This window comes from Bowmanella dokdonensis, from assembly GCF_017254865.1.
In the GTDB taxonomy this organism is placed as follows: Bacteria; Pseudomonadota; Gammaproteobacteria; order Enterobacterales; family Alteromonadaceae; genus Bowmanella; species Bowmanella dokdonensis.
In genome coordinates, this window is the sequence record NZ_JAFKCV010000011.1 from 29,259 (window position 1) to 42,398 (window position 13,140).

The 13,140-nt window shown below is 54.3% G+C and carries 16 protein-coding genes; 7 read left to right on the forward strand and 9 right to left on the reverse strand.

Going from position 1 to position 13,140, the window contains the following annotated elements; all coding sequences use genetic code 11:
* Nucleotides 1-13: 13 nt before the first annotated feature.
* The 7 genes from J0A66_RS16495 to J0A66_RS16525 are packed head-to-tail and all read left to right on the forward strand — an operon-like array spanning nt 14 to nt 5,186.
* Nucleotides 14-661: a tetratricopeptide repeat protein gene (locus J0A66_RS16495; RefSeq protein WP_206574951.1), complete on the forward strand. Its 648-nt coding sequence runs from the start codon at nt 14-16 to the stop codon at nt 659-661.
* A complete protein-coding gene (locus J0A66_RS16500; RefSeq protein WP_206574952.1) occupies nt 636-1,292 on the forward strand; it encodes a response regulator in 657 nt (218 codons plus the stop codon). Before J0A66_RS16495 ends, J0A66_RS16500 begins: the two co-directional genes overlap by 26 nt.
* Nucleotides 1,289-2,611, forward strand: a complete 1,323-nt coding sequence (locus J0A66_RS16505; RefSeq protein ID WP_206574953.1) for an ATP-binding protein — start codon at nt 1,289-1,291, stop codon at nt 2,609-2,611. Before J0A66_RS16500 ends, J0A66_RS16505 begins: the two co-directional genes overlap by 4 nt.
* Nucleotides 2,604-2,954 carry a cupredoxin domain-containing protein gene (locus J0A66_RS16510; protein ID WP_206574954.1) on the forward strand — a complete coding sequence of 117 codons (351 nt, stop codon included), beginning with the start codon at nt 2,604-2,606 and terminating at the stop codon, nt 2,952-2,954. Before J0A66_RS16505 ends, J0A66_RS16510 begins: the two co-directional genes overlap by 8 nt.
* Entirely contained in the window at nt 2,944-3,735 is a 792-nt protein-coding gene (locus tag J0A66_RS16515; protein WP_206574955.1) for an FTR1 family protein, read from the forward strand. The genes J0A66_RS16510 and J0A66_RS16515 overlap by 11 nt, the downstream gene beginning before the upstream one ends.
* On the forward strand, nt 3,732-4,424 hold the full coding sequence (locus J0A66_RS16520; protein ID WP_206574956.1) for a hypothetical protein: 693 nt from the start codon (nt 3,732-3,734) through the stop codon (nt 4,422-4,424). The genes J0A66_RS16515 and J0A66_RS16520 overlap by 4 nt, the downstream gene beginning before the upstream one ends.
* Before the next feature lie 18 nt (nt 4,425-4,442).
* Nucleotides 4,443-5,186, forward strand: a complete 744-nt coding sequence (locus J0A66_RS16525; RefSeq protein ID WP_206574957.1) for a hypothetical protein — start codon at nt 4,443-4,445, stop codon at nt 5,184-5,186.
* Here J0A66_RS16525 and J0A66_RS16530 read toward each other — a convergent pair.
* The 9 genes from J0A66_RS16530 to J0A66_RS16570 form a co-directional block, all read right to left on the reverse strand.
* Entirely contained in the window at nt 5,183-5,725 is a 543-nt protein-coding gene (locus J0A66_RS16530) for a cytochrome b (protein WP_206574958.1), read from the reverse strand. The two genes, J0A66_RS16525 and J0A66_RS16530, sit on opposite strands and share 4 nt — an antisense overlap.
* A gap of 120 nt (nt 5,726-5,845) precedes the next feature.
* On the reverse strand, nt 5,846-6,481 hold the full coding sequence (locus J0A66_RS16535; RefSeq protein ID WP_206574959.1) for a phosphatase PAP2 family protein: 636 nt from the start codon (nt 6,479-6,481) through the stop codon (nt 5,846-5,848).
* A gap of 73 nt (nt 6,482-6,554) precedes the next feature.
* The gene (locus J0A66_RS16540) at nt 6,555-8,153 is read right to left on the reverse strand and encodes a phosphoethanolamine transferase (protein WP_206574960.1); all 1,599 of its coding nucleotides are present in this window, start codon (nt 8,151-8,153) and stop codon (nt 6,555-6,557) included.
* A 4-nt stretch (nt 8,154-8,157) separates the two neighbouring features.
* Entirely contained in the window at nt 8,158-8,601 is a 444-nt protein-coding gene (locus tag J0A66_RS16545) for a diacylglycerol kinase (protein ID WP_206574961.1), read from the reverse strand.
* On the reverse strand, nt 8,591-10,162 hold the full coding sequence (locus tag J0A66_RS16550) for a ShlB/FhaC/HecB family hemolysin secretion/activation protein (RefSeq protein WP_206574962.1): 1,572 nt from the start codon (nt 10,160-10,162) through the stop codon (nt 8,591-8,593). The genes J0A66_RS16545 and J0A66_RS16550 overlap by 11 nt, the downstream gene beginning before the upstream one ends.
* 66 nt (nt 10,163-10,228) lie before the next feature.
* On the reverse strand, nt 10,229-11,062 hold the full coding sequence (locus J0A66_RS16555; protein WP_206575039.1) for an FAD:protein FMN transferase: 834 nt from the start codon (nt 11,060-11,062) through the stop codon (nt 10,229-10,231).
* 74 nt (nt 11,063-11,136) lie between these two features.
* On the reverse strand, nt 11,137-12,432 hold the full coding sequence (locus tag J0A66_RS16560) for a DUF3570 domain-containing protein (protein WP_206574963.1): 1,296 nt from the start codon (nt 12,430-12,432) through the stop codon (nt 11,137-11,139).
* The gene (locus J0A66_RS16565) at nt 12,423-12,641 is read right to left on the reverse strand and encodes a DUF4266 domain-containing protein (protein ID WP_206574964.1); all 219 of its coding nucleotides are present in this window, start codon (nt 12,639-12,641) and stop codon (nt 12,423-12,425) included. The genes J0A66_RS16560 and J0A66_RS16565 overlap by 10 nt, the downstream gene beginning before the upstream one ends.
* Nucleotide 12,642: 1 nt before the next feature.
* Nucleotides 12,643-13,134 carry a TlpA family protein disulfide reductase gene (locus J0A66_RS16570; RefSeq protein ID WP_206574965.1) on the reverse strand — a complete coding sequence of 164 codons (492 nt, stop codon included), beginning with the start codon at nt 13,132-13,134 and terminating at the stop codon, nt 12,643-12,645.
* Nucleotides 13,135-13,140: the final 6 nt, after the last annotated feature.

The window sequence follows — 13,140 nt, forward strand, 5'->3', positions numbered from 1 at the left end:
TCCAGGAAAGACGATGAAATTGTTTCCGATCCTCTGCGCTGTCTGCTGGATATGCCTGGGCGGCCAGTATGCCAGGGCAGGGGAACAGATAACCTATGACCAGTTGTCGGTAATCCTCAACCTGTCCTCAGCCGCAGCCAGGTCAAAAGAGCTGAAAATGCTGCAACACAAGGCGCAACAGTCTGTCAGGGACTGCGAACACTGTGCCAAAGACTGGTTGATGCTGGGCATTATTTGCCGGGAGCTCGCCCTGACAGAGGGGGGCGTCACTGCACTGAAGTTTGCCCGGCTGTCACGCAAGGCCCTGACCCAGGCCCTGCGCCTGGACAGGCATGCGGGCCAGGGAAGCGCCATGGCGTATCTGGGGTGGCTTTATCACGAAACACCCGGCTGGCCTTTTTCCTTCGGTGACGATGAGAAAGCCGGCAAACTGCTGACACAGGCCCTGGCTCAAGCCCCGGACAACGCCCTGGTTAACCTCGCCTACGCCCAATTTTGTTTTGACAAACAAGATTTTGACAATGCCCGCCGATACTTGGACACTGCTTTACAATTACACAAAAGTTCGGAAGCCCCAGGGCTGCTTAACCCTAAGATGACCACCCTTAGCACCAAGCTGAACAGCAGGACAGACAATGAGATTGTTGCTGATAGAAGATGATCTGCCCCTGGCCGATGCTCTGCAACGGGCTCTGCGGGCGGAGGGCTTTGCTGTGGATCATCTGGCCAGCGGCAAACAGGCGGTGCTGGCTCTGGAGTCCGGTGAAGCCGATGCCGTCATTTTGGATCTTGGCCTGCCGGATATGGACGGACTCGATGTACTCAAGCGGGTGCGGGAGCGAAGGATTGCTACTCCCATTCTGATTCTGACCGCCCGTGACAGCACCCTGGACAAAATCAAAGGGTTGGATGTGGGGGCCGATGACTATCTGGTTAAACCTTTTGATGTCAGCGAGTTGCTGGCCAGAATCCGGGTGATTTCAAGACGCCTGGGCACTATGCCTGATACCCAAATCCAGTTGGGGCCTGTGACTCTGGATACCCTGGGCCATCGCCTTTTGGTACAAGGTGAACAGGTGACCTTATCCAGACGCGAATATATGTTGGCCAAGGCCCTGATGGAAAATGCCGGTCGGATCCAATCCAGGCAGCAACTGGAAACCCGTCTTTATGAGTGGGGTGAAGAGGTTGCCAGCAACGCCGTAGAGGTGCATATTCATCATCTGCGCAAAAAGTTGCCCGAGGGCTTCATTCATACCGTTCGCGGTGTGGGATATACAGTCAATAAATGAGTTCGATTCGCCGGTATCTGGTCCTGATGTTGCTGTCAGTCATGACACTGGTGATCTTTTTTGCTGCCACTAAAGGTTATCGCAGCAGTATGGAACGGGCCACCAGTCTGTTCGATGTGCAACTGCTTTCCCTGGCCGATACCCTGCACACCCTGCCACTGAGTAAGCAGCCTGAGGCACCGGGCCCGGCAGGCGAACTGGTTTTTCAGATCTGGCAGCAGGATAGGCTGTTGCTCAGCTCGACCGATGAGGCAGTTGAACCTATTGCTCCTTTGGTGGAAGGCTTTGCTGAAGAAAACTTTGCCGGACAGCGATGGCGTACGCTGGCTCGCTACTACTCCTCAGATAATCGATGGCTGTTGGTGGCCCAACCCCTTAGTCTGCGTTATGAGCTGGCCGAAGAGCTGATTCTGGTGGCGGTTCAACCGCTGATCTGGAGTCTGCCCATACTGGCATTGCTGATTTCTCTTGCGGTCAAGCAGGGATTGAGACCATTGGCCAGACTGTCACAAGCCTTGCGGCAGAAAAAAGCCGACGATATGCAAAGTATCCTGTTGACCCATACACCGGCCGAACTGGAGCCTGTAGTCAGTACCATCAACCGGCTGCTGGAAAGACTGGATAAGGCCTTTCAACGGGAACGTCGTTTTGCCTCAGATGCCGCCCATGAGCTTCGAACGCCTCTGAGCGTACTGAAGATCAATGCGCACAACCTGGCGTTGGAACTTGGCAAGGACTCCACCAATATGCAGTTGCTGCAGGAAGGTGTGGAGCGCATGAGTCATGTAGTGGATCAAATACTCCTGCTCAATCGCACCAGTCCTGACAGTTTCAGTGTCAAGTTCCAGTCCCTGGATCTGGCCGAGGTATGCCGGCGCACTATTGCCAGCCTGTATCCTCAGATTGCTGCCAGACAGCAACAGATAGAGCTCAAAGGAGATCTCTGCACCCTGCAGGGGGAGGAGTTCTCCCTGACCATTTTGTTGCAAAACCTGATCAGTAATGCCAGCAAATACAGTCCGCCAGGGGCCAGTATTTGTGTCTCCGTATGGACAGAAAGGAGCCAGGTCTGTCTGACGGTGGAAGACTCCGGGCCCGGCCTGGCCGATAGCGAGTACGAAAGGGTCTTTGAACGTTTCTACCGGGCGGGAGGCGACCGCCATCAATCAGGCGTCAGTGGCTGTGGGTTGGGTCTGTCTATCGTACGGCATATTGTCGACCTGTACGGAGGCACGGTCAGACTCAGCCGTTCTGAGCGCCTGGGCGGGCTCAAAGCCAGCCTGACATTTCCCTCATCCCAGGTGCAGGCTCATGGCTAGAGTCCTGACTAACTGTGGCTACCTTGCCCTGGGCCTGTTTTGTCTGTCGGCCATGGGTGCGGTGCCCGAATACGAGCTGGTTCTGAAGGACCATTTGTTTTATCCGTCGAAGCTTGAGATCCCCGCCAATATGAAGGTCAGGCTGATTGTTCATAATCAGGATGATACGCCGGAGGAGTTCGACAGTTTTGATCTCAATCGGGAGAAGGTTATTTTTCCCCAGCGCAAGGCCACGGTTTATATCGGACCACTGCAGCCCGGCGTTTACCACTTTTTCGGCGAATATAATCCCAACAGCGCCAGGGGACAGGTGATCGTCAAGGAGCCAGGTGATGCTGATTAATTCCATCATACTCTTCCTGCGGGATGCGCTGCCGGCGTTTATCCTGATCAGCGTGCTACTGGCGTTCGCCAACCAACAGCAGCGTTCTCTCATGTGGCTGGGCTGGGGAACGGCGCTGGGCTTTTTCAGTGCGGTGATGCTGGCTACCCTGGTGGATAACCTCAGTGAGCTGGCGGAGGGGGCCGGAATGGAGCTCACCATGATTCTGCTGCAGTGCCTGGCCTACGGAATGATTCTGCTGAACCTGGCATGCAGTGTTGGCAGACAGCACAATGCCAGGCTGTGGCAGCTTACTGCTGCCGGCGCCGTCCTGTTAACCCTGACGCTGGACGGCGCGAACTTTCTGGTATTTTTCGTAGGGTTCTGGACCCACGGCACTTCGCCGCTGGCACTGATGCTCGGTACCATGATGGGAGCAGCCGTATGTATCAGCGTGGCCGTATTGCTGTACCTGCTTTGCCAGCACTGGCTGGCCGGTCATCGTGTGTGGCTTTGTGCTCTGTTTCTATTGTGCTGGAGTGCCGGTCAACTGGTGCATATCCTGCCGTTGTTAGCCCAGGTGGACCTGATTTCGCCCCTTCAGGCCGTATGGGATACCAGCCAGTGGATTGCAGATAGTTCAGAGATGGGCCACCTGTTGCACTCTTTGTTTGGCTATGAGGCCGCCCCCAGTTTCTGGCAGCTCGTCATCTATCTGTTGTCGGCTCTGGGCCCCTTTGCCTGGTTGTATCTTAGCAAAAGGCAAGACAATGCCGCCCACCTTCTAGGGGAGGATTTATGAGACGTGAGGTTATTGTCATGCTGGTATTGCTCACCACCAAAGCCGCGGCCGACGGCTTTGTGGTGGATAAGGTATACCATCCCATTGTTCTGCCCAATGAACAGCGCGTTGAGTGGCGGTTTATGTCCCGGCAGAATGACGAGCGCAATGTGCTGGCACAGCGTATCGGCTATGGACACTCCCTGTCCGAGACCCTGACCCTGGAAGCCTATGTGGTTGGGGAGCGCGATCAGGAGGATAACTTCGGCCTGCAGGCTTATGAACTGGAGAGCCGCTGGATGATCACGGAACAGGGCCGTTACTGGGCCGACTGGGGGATGGTTTTCGAGCTTGAGAAGCAGCACAAGCAGGACAGCTGGGAAGTCACCAGCGGCCTGGTCATGGAAAAGGAATTCGGCCGAAGTAGTCTGACACTCAACTGGTTTATGATTTACGAATGGGGAAAAGACATTCATGATGAGGTCGAAAACGAGTTCCGCCTCCAGTATCGCTATCGCTGGATGCCCCAGGTACAACCTTCCATCGAGATCTACACGGGTGAGGACTTTGTCGGTATCGGACCGGCCCTGATGGGTATTCAACGTTTCGACGGGCAGAAACAACTGAAGTGGGAGCTGGGATTTATTTCAGAGGTGGGCGGAGTCACCAAGGATCATACCCTGCGCTTTGCCCTGGAATATGAGTTCTGAACTGACGGATTGATCGGGATGCGCACATTGTGGTTGGTGTTTTTAAATGGTCTGGTGTTGTTCAGTCCATGGTCACAGGCTGATGACAGTCCAACGGTGGTGGCTGTCGTGGCGGCCATGCATGGCTTTCATCGCGACCATCCCTCTTACAGTTATCAGCAACTGTATGATTATATCGCCTCTTTGCAGCCTGACTCCGTGGGAGTGGAGATTCGTTCTGAAGATATGGCGGCAGACAAATCCTACCTGGCAAAGAATTATCCGGCAGAAATGATTGAGCTGGCCGGCCGCTACGGGCAAAGGGCTTTTGGGTTCGACTGGCTGGGTAATGCGATTGCCGGCCAGCCCATTCCCGCAGATTACTGGCAACACCTTGAGGTGAAAAAGCTTGAACGGCAGTTGGCCAAAGACGCGTCATTCCAGTCCAGCCGACCAGTTTTACTGGAAAAGCTGCAACAGCAGCAAATGGCCCTGTTGCAAAGCGCCACTGCCGAACTGTTCCCCGTTGAACAATATGGACAGTTGACCCGGCGGATTGACAAGCTTTATGCCGATTGGCTGGAACACAGCCCCTACGGAGCTATTGAAGCCTTCAACCGTGAGCGGGACAGGCAGATCGCCGAGAATATCATTGCGTTTGTCAGCCAACATCCGGGTCAGCGTATTGTCCTGGTGATGGGGGCAGATCATCAGACTTTTGCCATTGAGGCTCTCGAAAAGCATTTCGGCGACAGCATTGAATGGCTGTCGCCCAGGCCTTAATTTTTACCCCACCACATGCGTTTGAGGGTATTGTCCTTGAGCAGATAATGGTGAAACAGGGCGGCCAGAGCATGCAGACCTATCAGGAAATAACCCACTTGGCCGAAGGTTTCATGGAGTTCCTCAATCTGGTGGGCCAGATCTTTGTCCGGGCCCATCAACGGTGGCAAATCCAGTCCGAAAAAAGGAATGGACTTGGCCTCACCACTTAGAATCAGCCAACCGCCAATGGGCATCAGCAACATCAGTGCATAGAGCAGTCCATGTACAAGCTTGGCCAGCTTTTCCTGCCAGGCGGCGGGTTCTGGGGTAATGGCAGGACGGGAATAGCGCAGGCGAAAATAAATCCGCAATATCACCAGCAGCCCGACACTCAAACCCAGCATAAAATGCCAGTGTTTAAGCGCTTCTCTCGGGTCACTGCCTTTGGGATAGAATTCGCGAAGTTCAATGCAGGCATACACTGCCACCAGCAACAGAAACATCAGCCAATGCAGGACAATACTGGCTGAGTGATACCTCATAGTTGGTGCGGACATAGGCTTCCCCTGTTAGTTTATAGTTATTTTACAAGCAATTGTGATGAAGCCGATGATCCAGATCAAGGCTTTCATGAGTGTTTCAACAAGGCCGGTGCGGCAACGATTTCCTCTGTGTGTTCATCCGCTGAAGACGGACTCATCAGCTCCGGGGGGCAGCGGATAGAAACGATACACCCACCAGGCCACACAGCAGATGATCAGCCAGGCAAGCTGCATGGACACCAGGGTATGACTGAGAAAATGATCGCCGACGGCCATCTTATACAGGCCCATTGTCCAGCCCAGGCTCATCGTCCCGACTAACGCCTGGCGTCGTCTGCCGGGACCCTGCACCAAAAACAGTAAAGACAGCAGGGCAAAGCCGCCACTGGCATGACCGGCTGGGAAACAGTTTTGCTGGCCGCTCAGTTGCCACTGGGTCAGGCTATCGGTCAGTAACGGCATATAGGGATAATGGCCGCCAAACGGCTGCAGGTCCACCGGACAGGCTACACTGGTCACGCCTTTGAGCATGCCCACTGCTGCCGGTACCAAAGCCAAAGACAACAACAGGATCAGCAATCCTGGCTTGGCACCGGCCCGGCCGTAGCGTCGGGTATTCATCACCAACATAGCCAGCGAGCCGACAAACAGGCACATCAGGGCACCTTTGGGGCCGGTATAAAATAGTAACCTGGCCCAGGGCTCTTGTTTATGCCATAGCCACTGGTGTGATAACGGCTGGTAAAGCCATTGCTGGACCGCTATATCCATATGAGTGAATTGGAACAACAGCAAAGTAGCGCATATACCACACAGGCTTAACAGTATATGCCGGACCAGACCGCTATTCGGCTTTGTAGACAAAATAAGGAACACAGGGGGTCACACCTAATGCGTGGGGTTCGATTTCAAAAGCCTGCAACAGACTGCAGCTGAAGTCGTCGTGGCTGTAGGGTTGGTGGGTCAGTTTAACACTCTCCTCATAATAGATATCAGAGCTGTCACCCACCCAGACCAAAAAGGGGACGTGGGTTTGCGATTCAGGTGCCAGAAAGTAGGGTATGCCATGCAGATACACGCCGTTTTCCCCCAATGACTCCCCGTGGTCGCTCATATACAGCATGGCGGTTTCAAATTCAGGGGTATTGCGCTTCAAAAGCTCAATCACTTCATTGAGAAAGTAATCGGTATACAGAATACTGTTGTCGTAGGCATTGATAATCTCCTGATGACTGCATTCGGCCAGTTCATTACTCTGGCAGGCCGGGGTAAAGCGTTCGAAGGCCTGAGGATAACGCTTGAAATAGGCCGGCCCGTGACTGCCCATCTGATGCAGGACGATGAGAATATCGCCGGTCTGACTGTCTATAAACTCCTGCAGCCCGGCCAGCATACCCATATCCCGGCACTCTGGATTACAGATGGGATTGCGTTCACTGGTCTGAAAGTCCTCGTAGGGGATCCGATCAGCCACCCCTTTATCATCTGAGTTATTATCCCGCCACAGCAGACTGACACCGGCCCGGTGCAGCACATCCAGCACGTTTTCTGTATTTTTGGCAGTGTCAATATCGAAGGACTCTCGGTCACTGAAAGAAAACAGGCAAGGGACGGAGACGGCAGTCGAGGTGCCGCAAGACTGAACCTGGGTGTAGCTGAGCAGGCTGGTTTGTTGGGCCAGCAGCGGGTTGGTTTGGCGGGCGTAACCATTTAGTGAGAAATGATCGGCGCGGGCGGTTTCCCCTACCACAACTACAACCAGCTCTTTATGTCCTGTGTGTTCGATCTGGATAGGCTCCGCTGTCGCTGGGAGCAGCGTGCTTGGGGTAGGGTGGCGAAGATGCCGTACCCCCAAATCGATAGCCGAATAAACAGGATAGAGCGGCGTGACATAGTAGCGAACGCTTTTATGCTCACGGAAGAAACTGGCAAACTGGGCCGGGTAAAGCAATCCTCCGGCCAGGGTCAAAACAAGCAGCACTGACAGGGACATCAGCCTGGCTTGCCAACCTGGTTTGCTCAAAGTGCCATGGTGACGCAGTAACCAGAGCAACAGGCAGGGCCCTATTGCAAAGATCACCAGATGCCAGATTAATCCTGTACTGAGTAAGTCGGCGGCTTCCGCCGGATTGGTTTGCAAAATATTAGTCAGCATCACCCGATCAAACAGAATCCCAAACTGACCAGTGAAATAACCGGTGGTTGCACTTAGCATTAGCAGCACCGGATAAAGCCAGGCAGGGGACAGAAGCAGGCCGGCAAGCTGCACCAGCAATAGCAGCAAAAAGGCTGCCATGGTGGCCACTGACAGGATAAATCCAGGATATAGAGACAGAGGATAAATAGCCGTAAGTTGCTGAAAAAACGCCCCATTGGCGGTAAACAACATAAACAGGACCATCAGCAAGGGCATCGCCCAGGCAAGTGTGGCTGGCTGTCTCATCCGGTTATTCTCCAATTGTCAGCCACAGGTTAACCAGGACGGTTACCCACACCGACAGGGCCATCAGCATCGCTACCAGCACGGCTGCTGAGCCAAGATCCTTCGCCAATCCGGATAAGGGGTGATGCTCGGTGCTGATTCTGTCCACTACCTTCTCAATCGCGGTATTGATGATTTCCACCAGGACCACCAGTAGCAAACTTAGGATAAGGGCCAGATGTTGCATCACGGACACCTCCAGCAGCAGACTGACCGGGGTGAGTCCCCCCAGCAATACCACTTCCTGACGAAACGCGGCTTCATGACGACTCAGCCATATCAACCCATGCCAGGAATTCACCGAGGCCCTGAGAAGTCGGGTCAGGCCTTTTGCTTTGGAGGCTGCCCCAGTGACCGTGACAACTTTGTTGGCATCGCCGGGTGGGCAACAAGTGGGATCAGAATGCATGCTTGACCTCAATACGAAATTCCAGGTTGCTGACCTCGTCGAGGTCGGAAAACGGATGGACCAGATCGATATGAATCACTTGCCGATCGCTGGAGTGGGCCGAATAGAGCCTGGCGCCGATGCCGATATTTTGCAGCACACCGCTGTCCTGATTGTCGGTAAGGCTGTCGCCGTAAACCTTGCCTGCGTCATAAAATATGGCCCCACCCAACTCAAAGAGCTTAAACAGGTTAATCTTCGGATAGTGACGAAGCTCGGTATTCATGACGAGGCTATGCTCGCCATGCTGGTATTGAAGGGGAAAGCCGCGCAGGCCGGTTTCCCCACCGAGGCTTAACGGATTGTCCAGTAACGGATTATCGGAAAATTGCCAGGTAGCGGACAAATACCAGGCCCAGGATGCAGACAGGCGATGAATCATTTCGCTGCTAAGTAGTCCGCTCAGGCTTCCCTCCTGGCCCTTACCATCGGTAAATCCCTCTGCCTTAAGAGTACTCAGCAACAGGGTACTGTCATTGATGACCAGTCCCTTGTTAACCTCAACACTCCACAGCAGGCTGTCTTGCAGTGGCCCGTTAACCAGATTCCAGCCCAGACTGGTACGCACATGCCACCCCAGGTTGATATCTTCGTTTTGTTCAATCAAGTGCAGATTGTGCAGGGTGACAAATTCATCCTGCAGGTACTCCAGCCCCAGCCAGGGAGCGGTGAACCGTCTATCCTGCGGCAGATAATCCGCCTGCGGGGCAAAAAACTGATGCTCTTCGTTGCGAAACCCGCCCAGCAACCTCAGGGTCTGGTGACTGTCCTGATACCATTTCCAGCCGCCTTGCAGTTGCAGATAATCGATTTGATGACGAAACAGATATTCGTCATTGGCGTTTTGAAACACCGTATCGATGCGATCTTCGCGGTTAAAAGCCAGTTGGCCAGACCAGTTGTCGTGCAGACTGATAAAGGGACGGTTCAATGACAGGCTGCGCTGGTAACCGTCAGGACTGTCTATCAACCTGATCCGGGCATCGGTGTTGTCAAACCGGTGCAGGGGAAATTCGGTGTCAATCTTATACCCGCTGCGCTGGGGGTCGGAAAAGTAGGACAATTCCGCATCAATGCCCCGGCCAAGCAGGTTTCTGTCCTTAATGCCCAGCTCAAAATGGTTCTTTCCCCCGGTGCGGCCAAAGTCCAGTATTGGCATCAGAGACCAGGTATCCCAGGTGTCAATTTGAATTCGCCGCTGATCATCCGCTTCAGCCACCTGTACTTTTGCATCGCGCAGGTAGTTGCGGCTGCGCAGATACCGCTCAGCTTCATACAGACGTTTCGGGTCGGTTTCGCAGGGAGACAGGAACGCCAGTTCGTTTTCCAGGGTTTCGGCACGGGTTTCAATATGCAGCCAGTTGGCCAGCCGATGAAACCAAGTGAGTTCCGGGTCCTGCTCATCAAATACCGTGTGAATGTTCAATTCCATCGGCGGCAGGACTTCACATGCCGTGATATCAGTCGCCAACAACAGGCAGAATGGCAGGCCGACAACGACATTACGCAGAGTAACCGACATCACAAGCCTTGTCTGAAAACCAATATCCTCAGCTTATGCCGGTCAGCTTAAGACAATCTGAAAGCCTCAGCGGCAGATCCAAAAATCTACCTGCTGGGCCTTCAGAAAGTCTTCCGCTTCAGGGCCTTGCAGTAAGGACAGGGTAGCCAGCATACCAGCCTGGATACAATGGGCAGCGGCCACAGTGACGGAGCGGGGCGCATCTTTTACTGGAAACCCGGTTTTAGGGTTGAGGATATGACTGTAGCGGATACCGTCCTTTAACAGGAAGCGCCGGGCATCGCCGCTGGTGGCCAGTCCTCCCTGATAAATTTTCAGTAACCTGGTGGCGGAGTCTGCCCGGTTCGGATCTTCAATGCCGATATGCCAGGATCGGCCCTGAACACGAGGGCGTGATACCTGAATATCGCCGCCGAAATTTACCAGCACCGAGGTCCGGGGAGCCAGTTGCAGACAGTGTTTGGTCACGGAATCCACAGCATACTCTTTGCCTATTCCGCCAAAATCCAGTTCGAAGCCGGCGGGCATCCGCAAAAAATGCTGATCAAAGCTGAGCTTCTCCCAGCCAACGAACTCCAGCAGAGGGTTAACCTGAGCGAAAGTTGGCAAGTTGTCTGAACCGTCAAATTTCCACACCCGGCGTAACACACCGGAGGTAATATCGAATAGTCCGTCGCTAAGCCGGTAACAGGTATCGGCAAAGCTTAGCAGGCGGAAGGTTTCCTCGTCGATGGGCACGGCCTGGCCCTGACTGTGGTTGATACGGTGGCAGAGATTGTCATCGCGGTAGCGGCTGTATTTATGTTCGATACGTCTGGCTTCCGACCAGGCCAGCGTTGTCAGCTGTGTTGCCAGATCCCTATCCTGACCGTCAATCAACAGTTCACAGGGACTGGCCATGGCCGTGAAGCGACCCACAATGTGATCGCTTCGCGGCTCAATGACAAATGGCGTGTCGTGCAAAGGGAATTCCGTTAAAAGCGATAACTGACCTGGGCAATCACGGCTTTGACACTGGGATACAAATCCATCTCCTGGAGGATCCCCGGGGCCTCCACACCATTATTCTTCGGATCCTGCTGATAGTACTCCAGCCGGAAAGCCAGTTCCTGCCCGCCCTTCAGCAAGATGCCATATTTGAGTCCAACCGTATAGGCCGTCATCTCGCCAATCCGGTAGTCGGCACTGGCGTAGGTCGGCAACGGCTCTCCCTGCATCAGGAACGGCTGGTAGAACTCGGCGGCACTTTGCTGGTAAAAGCGCACATGGGGCTGGATATAGGTGGTATCCGACAGCTTGAATTTCAGCCGAGAGTCCAGTGTATGTGACTGGATGTCCCAGTCATCGGTGGCAAAGCGGTAGGAAATATCCGCCACTGCGCTGTCCATGGCATACTTGGTCTGCCAGTAAAAGTTATGCTTGGTGCGACTGTCCGGACGATTTTCGTAAAGCAGATCCTGCGTTATTCCATCACTGTCTACCCGGCTTAGCATCTTGAACGGATCGGTCAGATAGCCATCCACCACCGACAGGCCGTAATTAAACTGCATGATGGTGCGACGGTTGATAACCTGTGTCAGACCCAAAACTAAATCCAGGGTATTCTTATCGTCTGAGCCGGCCAACCGAGTCGCATCGAATGCCGCCTGGTAGGCGTCATCCGAGGAAAAATCGTCCCGCAGTGGCATGCTGGCAAAGGCCACCGGGCGTCCCCCCTCGGGGTCAATGCTGTCAAAAGCGTATGACAGCCCCAGCGACATCGTGGTGTTCTTCTGATTAAAATCCCGCGCCAGTGAGCCATTCAGAGCCAGGGATAAATAGTCATATTCTTTTGACACATGCAGCCCGCCGCTGACCCGGTAATCCTGCCATACAGGTTGGGTCCACTGACCATTAAGCTGCACCCGGGTATCCCTGAATGTATCGTCCAGTGGCGTTTCTCCTGCGCCAATCACATACTGGCCATTGCCTGAGGGACGGGTAAAGGTCTGCGCATAGGGCTGGGCAACGGCACCGGTCGCTGACGCGCCGGTCAGGCCGTCAATCACCAGCTTACCGGAAAAAATGTGCTCGTCACCAAAGTCCTTGGTTGCACCGAATACCCCTTCCACGGCAGTGACCCGATCAGACTCGCCATAGTAGAGCAGGGCGGTGTCAAACTGCCAGTTGTCAGGGGTGCCGGCGTCCTGGGCGCTGGCAGGCAAGCCAAGCAGGCTGCAGGCCGCCGCCGCCAGGGCAGTGGCCACCTGAGGTGTGGATTTTAGTTGCATCCGCAGCCTCCTCCGGCAAAGGCCCGGCCACCGCTGCTGGCTTCCTTGGAGAAATAAATATGGTCGTCCAGGCCCAGGTCTACCGGGTCGGCGTTGAGTGACATCTCATCTTTGGCCAGCAGATCCCGCTCCCAGGGTTGCACACCCAAAGAGGCACAGGCGGATAATTGCAACACCAGGCCGGCCAGCAGTAAGGGTTTTAGTTTCATCTTATTGTCCCAGATTGGAAGTGGAGGGAATTTCGCTCAGTAACTCTTGGACTTCTGCCTCGTAGCGCGCCGCATTATCGGCAAAAAAGCCCTGATGTGAGTAGCGAATCTGGCCGGCAGCATCGATCAGGTAGCTGGATGGCATACCGATCAACTCATATTCACTGGCTATCCGTCCCTTGGGATCGAATTGCACGGCAAACCGGGCAGGATGGTCTGACAGAAACTGTTCCGCCAGCTGGGGTTCGGCATCCAGATTCACCGCCAGCACCACCAGCCCCTTGGGTCCATATTCCTGTTGCAGTTGATTCATAAAGGGAAAAGACTTGCGGCAGGGCTTACACCAGGACGCCCAGAAATCCAGATAGACGACTTTGCCTTTGAGCTGACTTAATTGCTCAGCGTCAGGCAGTGAAGAAAGAGAAAAATCCGGTGCCGGTCTGGCCGACACCGCGGCGCTTAACAGGGAGAGTGCCAACAACAGGTAACGCATGGTTAA

Excerpts from the sequence above, each read along its gene's own strand:
- J0A66_RS16495 (WP_206574951.1), top strand. The coding sequence starts at position 14 with ATGAAATTGTTTCCGATCCTCTGCGCTGTCTGCTGGATATGCCTGGGC.
- J0A66_RS16500 (WP_206574952.1), top strand. The coding sequence starts at position 636 with ATGAGATTGTTGCTGATAGAAGATGATCTGCCCCTGGCCGATGCTCTG.
- J0A66_RS16505 (WP_206574953.1), top strand. The coding sequence starts at position 1,289 with ATGAGTTCGATTCGCCGGTATCTGGTCCTGATGTTGCTGTCAGTCATG.
- J0A66_RS16510 (WP_206574954.1), top strand. The coding sequence starts at position 2,604 with ATGGCTAGAGTCCTGACTAACTGTGGCTACCTTGCCCTGGGCCTGTTT.
- J0A66_RS16515 (WP_206574955.1), top strand. The coding sequence starts at position 2,944 with ATGCTGATTAATTCCATCATACTCTTCCTGCGGGATGCGCTGCCGGCG.
- J0A66_RS16520 (WP_206574956.1), top strand. The coding sequence starts at position 3,732 with ATGAGACGTGAGGTTATTGTCATGCTGGTATTGCTCACCACCAAAGCC.
- J0A66_RS16525 (WP_206574957.1), top strand. The coding sequence starts at position 4,443 with ATGCGCACATTGTGGTTGGTGTTTTTAAATGGTCTGGTGTTGTTCAGT.
- J0A66_RS16530 (WP_206574958.1), bottom strand. The coding sequence starts at position 5,725 with ATGTCCGCACCAACTATGAGGTATCACTCAGCCAGTATTGTCCTGCAT.
- J0A66_RS16535 (WP_206574959.1), bottom strand. The coding sequence starts at position 6,481 with ATGGATATAGCGGTCCAGCAATGGCTTTACCAGCCGTTATCACACCAG.
- J0A66_RS16540 (WP_206574960.1), bottom strand. The coding sequence starts at position 8,153 with ATGAGACAGCCAGCCACACTTGCCTGGGCGATGCCCTTGCTGATGGTC.
- J0A66_RS16545 (WP_206574961.1), bottom strand. The coding sequence starts at position 8,601 with ATGCATTCTGATCCCACTTGTTGCCCACCCGGCGATGCCAACAAAGTT.
- J0A66_RS16550 (WP_206574962.1), bottom strand. The coding sequence starts at position 10,162 with ATGTCGGTTACTCTGCGTAATGTCGTTGTCGGCCTGCCATTCTGCCTG.
- J0A66_RS16555 (WP_206575039.1), bottom strand. The coding sequence starts at position 11,062 with ATGGCCAGTCCCTGTGAACTGTTGATTGACGGTCAGGATAGGGATCTG.
- J0A66_RS16560 (WP_206574963.1), bottom strand. The coding sequence starts at position 12,432 with ATGCAACTAAAATCCACACCTCAGGTGGCCACTGCCCTGGCGGCGGCG.
- J0A66_RS16565 (WP_206574964.1), bottom strand. The coding sequence starts at position 12,641 with ATGAAACTAAAACCCTTACTGCTGGCCGGCCTGGTGTTGCAATTATCC.
- J0A66_RS16570 (WP_206574965.1), bottom strand. The coding sequence starts at position 13,134 with ATGCGTTACCTGTTGTTGGCACTCTCCCTGTTAAGCGCCGCGGTGTCG.